The following is a 4,220-nucleotide window of genomic DNA, read 5'->3' as shown; positions in this document are numbered from 1 at the left end:
CAGCCCTAAGGCGATCCCTGCGGGGCTTGCCGGCGATAGGGCCCCCGCAGGCAACATCTGGTCAGAGCCAAATCGCATCCCAATGCGGATAATCCCCAGCCCTCGCAACAAGAGCCGCCCGCTTGGGGTTCATGACGATATACCGTGCCACATCCTGCACATCCTCCTCACGCCGCACGGCCCGGTCATGAAACCCCTTCTGCCAGAGCTGGCCGCTTCGCCCTCGATGCCTGTTGATCATCATGGTGCTACGGGACTTCACCCTGCGCATCAGCCGCTTCAGGCTGGCCGGCCCGAGCTCGACCAACCAGTGGAAATGGTCAGGCATCACCACCCAGGCAAGCGATCGGGCGCTACCTTCCTCTTCAGCCTGGCGGAACTCGGCCACCAGTAAGCGGGCTGAGCGAAAGTCATTGAAGATTGGGGCTCTTGCCAGGGTGGTGCTGGTAAGCAAATACAACCGACGGGTTTCCGAAAACCGGCCAAGCCGTAGCTGCTTTGAATGGGGACGATCCATGTTCCCTGCCTCTTGAATAGTGGCTCAACAGGCTAGTGGGTAAGGACCTACCCGCGGTGAATCATTTGGTACCCGGTGTTTCCTGTGGCATCGGTGCCTCCTTCATCGCCGGCAAGCCAGCCCCCAGGTACCGTGCCATCCCGCGTGATCTTATTTGTACCAGGATTTTTCATGAAATCCGCCCAGCACCCTTGAGTGAAGCAAAGTGGAAGTGAACAATGTTCTCTTTCGCATTCCCTTCGAGACTGGCCATGAAAACCCGTTCCCGTCCGCTTGCCTGGCTGCCGGCTTTATTGCCCAGCACGGTGCTGGCGCTGTGCAGCGCTGCGGCACAGGCTGAAGCCCCCGCCGAAGCTACCAAGGCCCTGCACCTGCTTGACTACATTGGTGCCGACTACCCGCCAACCGTGAGTGACGGCAAGGTGGTCGACAGCGGCGAATACGACGAGCAGCGCGAGTTCGGCGCGGTACTGGCCGAACTGGTCAAAGGCCTGCCTGCAAATGCCGAGCACGCGGCACTGGAGCAGGGCGTGCAAGCGCTGCGCCAGGCCATCGACCAGCGTCTGGACGGCCCAGCGGTATCCAGGCAGGCCCGGCAACTGGGCGCACGCCTTGCGGTGGCTTATGAGGTGAGCCAAGCCCCGATAATCACCCCGGACCCGGCCCGTGGTGCTGCCCTGTACGCACAAAACTGTGCCATCTGCCACGGGGAAAGCGGCGCGGGCGATGGCCCGGCAGGCGTCGGCCTGGAGCCCGCGCCGGCCAACCTGCGCGACGTCGCCCGCCTTGACCAGTTGAGCCTGTTCGACCTCTACAACACCCTTGCCCTGGGCATCGACGGCACCGAGATGCCGTCCTTTGCCGACCAGCTGGACGACCGCCAGCGCTGGGACGTGGCGGCCTACATCGCCAGCTTCACCGCCAAGCCAGAAGCCGGCAAAGGCGACAAAACCTGGAACATCGCCGACCTGGCCCGCCAGACCCCAGCCGAAATCGCCGCCAACGAAGGTACCGCGGCCGTGGAAGCATTCCGCGCCCAGCGTGCCCAGCCGCCGCAGGTCAAGCGTGGCCCTGCGCAATTGCTCGAATACACCGCCAGTACGCTCGACAAAAGCCTGGCCGCTTACCGCGCAGGCGACCGCGACCAGGCCTATGACCTGTCGGTTGCGGCCTATCTTGAGGGCTTCGAGCTGGTAGAAAGCTCGCTGGACAACATTGATACCCAGGCGCGCAAGGCCACTGAAAAGACGCTGATGGCTTACCGCCAATCCTTGCAGGATGGCCTGCCCGTGGGCCAAGTCGAGCAGCGCCTGGGCGAAGCCAAGGTCAAGCTTGAGCAAGCGGCAAAGCTGCTGGGTAGCGACGGCCTGAGCTGGTCGCTGAGTTATGTCTCAGGCCTGCTGATTCTGTTGCGTGAAGGCCTTGAGGCGATTCTGGTGCTGGCGGCGATCCTGGCGTTCCTGCGCAACACCGGCCAGCAGTCAGCGGTACGCAGTGTCAACATTGGCTGGGGCCTGGCGCTGGTCGCCGGCTTCGCTACCTGGGCGCTGGCCGCCTATGTGATCGATGTCGGTGGTGCCCAGCGTGAGTTGCTGGAGGGCTGCACGGCGCTGTTTGCGGCCGTGATGGTGCTGTGGCTTGGGGTATGGATGCACGACCGACGCCACGCCGCTGCGTGGACGGACTACATCAAGAACAGCCTGGTCAGTGGTGGCGGGCGCTTTGGCTTCGCGGTGCTGGCGTTCTTCTCGGTGTACCGCGAGTTGTTCGAAGTGATCCTGTTCTATGAAACCTTGTGGCTGCAGGCGGGCCCTGCCGGGCACCAGGCGGTGCTGGCAGGCGGCGCCACGGCGCTGGTGCTGCTGGTGGGCCTGGCTTGGGTGATATTGCGCGGTTCGGCCAAGCTGCCCCTGACGCTGTTCTTCAGCATCAATGCGGCACTGCTGTGCACGTTGTCAGTGGTGTTCGCCGGGCATGGCGTGAAGGCGCTGCAAGAAGCCGGGGTGCTGGGCACGCGCCCGGTAGCGTTCTTCGAGTTTGACTGGTTGGGGATTCATCCCGACGTCTACTCGCTGTCGGCGCAGGCGGTGGCGTTGCTGGCCATCGTGTTCCTGTACGGGCGCTCGCGTTTGGCTGAGAAGCGCAGGGCAATCGCCAACTGAAGGGGGCCGCGTTGCGGCCCATCGCCGGCGAGCCAGCTCCCACAGGAGTCGCGCAATCTCGATGGCAGCACGGTCCCTGTGGGAGCTGGCTTGCCGGCGATGGGCTGCAAAGCAATCCCGAGGGTCTCATGCCCATCAGACAGGACAGCAAAGCAATGGCTCACGTACCGCAAACAAGAATACCCGCCACCTACATCCGTGGTGGCACCAGCAAAGGCGTGTTCTTCCGCCTGCAAGACCTGCCCGAGCCGGCGCAGGTCCCAGGCCCTGCCCGCGACGCGCTATTGCTGCGGGTCATCGGCAGCCCCGACCCTTACGGCAAGCAGATCGACGGCATGGGCGGCGCGACCTCCAGCACCAGCAAGACCGTCATCCTGTCGCCCAGCATCAAGCCGGGCCATGATGTCGATTACCTGTTCGGCCAGGTCAGCATCGACAAGGCCTTTGTCGACTGGAGCGGCAACTGCGGCAACCTCTCTGCCGCGGTCGGGTCGTTCGCCATCAGTAGCGGCCTGGTCGACAGCGCGCGCATTCCACGCAACGGCGTGGCCACCGTACGTATCTGGCAGGCGAACATCGGCAAGACCATCATTGCCCACGTGCCGGTCACTGAAGGCGAGGTGCAGGAAACCGGAGACTTCGAGCTGGATGGTGTAACGTTCCCGGCAGCGGAAGTGCAGTTGGAGTTCCTTGACCCGGCTGCGGACGAGGACGGCGCCGGCGGTGCCATGTTCCCGACCGGCAACCTGGTCGACGACCTTGAGGTGCCGGGTGTCGGCACCTTCAAGGCTACCTTGATCAATGCCGGCATCCCGACCATTTTCATCAATGCTGCCGATATCGGCTACACCGGCACGGAGTTGCAGGACGCCATCAACGGTGACCCGCAAGCGCTGCTGCGCTTCGAGGCCATCCGTGCCCATGGCGCCGTGCATATGGGCCTGATCGACCATGTCGACCAGGCTGCCGGGCGTCAGCACACACCGAAAGTGGCCTTCGTCGCACCACCCAGCACCTACATGGCGTCCAGTGGCAAGGCGGTAATGGCAAGCGAGATCGACCTGTTGGTACGGGCCTTGTCGATGGGCAAACTGCACCATGCCATGATGGGCACCGCGGCGGTGGCGATCGGTACGGCGGCGGCCATTCCCGGTACGCTGGTCAACCTGGCGGCGGGCGGGGGCGAGCGCAGCGCCGTGCGTTTCGGCCATCCCTCGGGCACGCTGCGGGTCGGCGCCGAAGCCCGCCAGGTAAACGGCGAGTGGACAGTGACCAAGGCAATCATGAGCCGCAGTGCTCGCGTGCTGATGGAGGGCTGGGTTCGCGTGCCTGGCGACAGCTTCTAACCCACCCCTTTCGCTCGGCCTCAAGCGGGGCCGCTGCGCGGCCCTATCGCTGGCAAGCCAGCTCCCACAGGGAGCGCACCAGGGCTGACAGGTGTTTGCCACAAGATGTCACACGCGCTGAAGATGCAGTGGCGAGCACCTGACAACCCTGGTGCGCCACCCTGTGGGAGATTCCATGGTTTCTGGCAAGGGTAG

General features: G+C 64.1%; 3 protein-coding genes. 2 read left to right on the top strand and 1 reads right to left on the bottom strand.

Going from position 1 to position 4,220, the window contains the following annotated elements:
- Nucleotides 1-61: 61 nt before the first annotated feature.
- On the bottom strand, nucleotides 62-517 hold the full coding sequence (locus G1E_RS26775) for a transposase (RefSeq protein ID WP_009682188.1): 456 nt from the start codon (nucleotides 515-517) through the stop codon (nucleotides 62-64).
- A gap of 218 nt (nucleotides 518-735) precedes the next feature.
- Between G1E_RS26775 and G1E_RS26770 the strand changes: the two genes are divergently transcribed.
- Nucleotides 736-2,679, top strand: coding sequence for a cytochrome c/FTR1 family iron permease (locus tag G1E_RS26770; protein ID WP_033690283.1), 1,944 nt, complete (start codon nucleotides 736-738; stop codon nucleotides 2,677-2,679).
- A 155-nt stretch (nucleotides 2,680-2,834) separates the two neighbouring features.
- Nucleotides 2,835-4,025 carry a 2-methylaconitate cis-trans isomerase PrpF gene (gene prpF / locus G1E_RS26765; RefSeq protein WP_047150285.1) on the top strand — a complete coding sequence of 397 codons (1,191 nt, stop codon included), beginning with the start codon at nucleotides 2,835-2,837 and terminating at the stop codon, nucleotides 4,023-4,025.
- Nucleotides 4,026-4,220 lie beyond the last annotated feature (195 nt).

The sequence above is a fragment of the Pseudomonas sp. TJI-51 genome, assembly GCF_000190455.2.
In the GTDB taxonomy this organism is placed as follows: domain Bacteria; phylum Pseudomonadota; class Gammaproteobacteria; order Pseudomonadales; family Pseudomonadaceae; genus Aquipseudomonas; species Aquipseudomonas juntendi.
Note: the sequence above shows the minus strand (reverse complement) of the source record. Positions and strands in the feature narration are given on the sequence as shown.

Excerpts from the sequence above, each read along its gene's own strand:
- G1E_RS26775 (WP_009682188.1), bottom strand. The coding sequence starts at position 517 with ATGGATCGTCCCCATTCAAAGCAGCTACGGCTTGGCCGGTTTTCGGAA.
- G1E_RS26770 (WP_033690283.1), top strand. The coding sequence starts at position 736 with ATGTTCTCTTTCGCATTCCCTTCGAGACTGGCCATGAAAACCCGTTCC.
- prpF (WP_047150285.1), top strand. The coding sequence starts at position 2,835 with ATGGCTCACGTACCGCAAACAAGAATACCCGCCACCTACATCCGTGGT.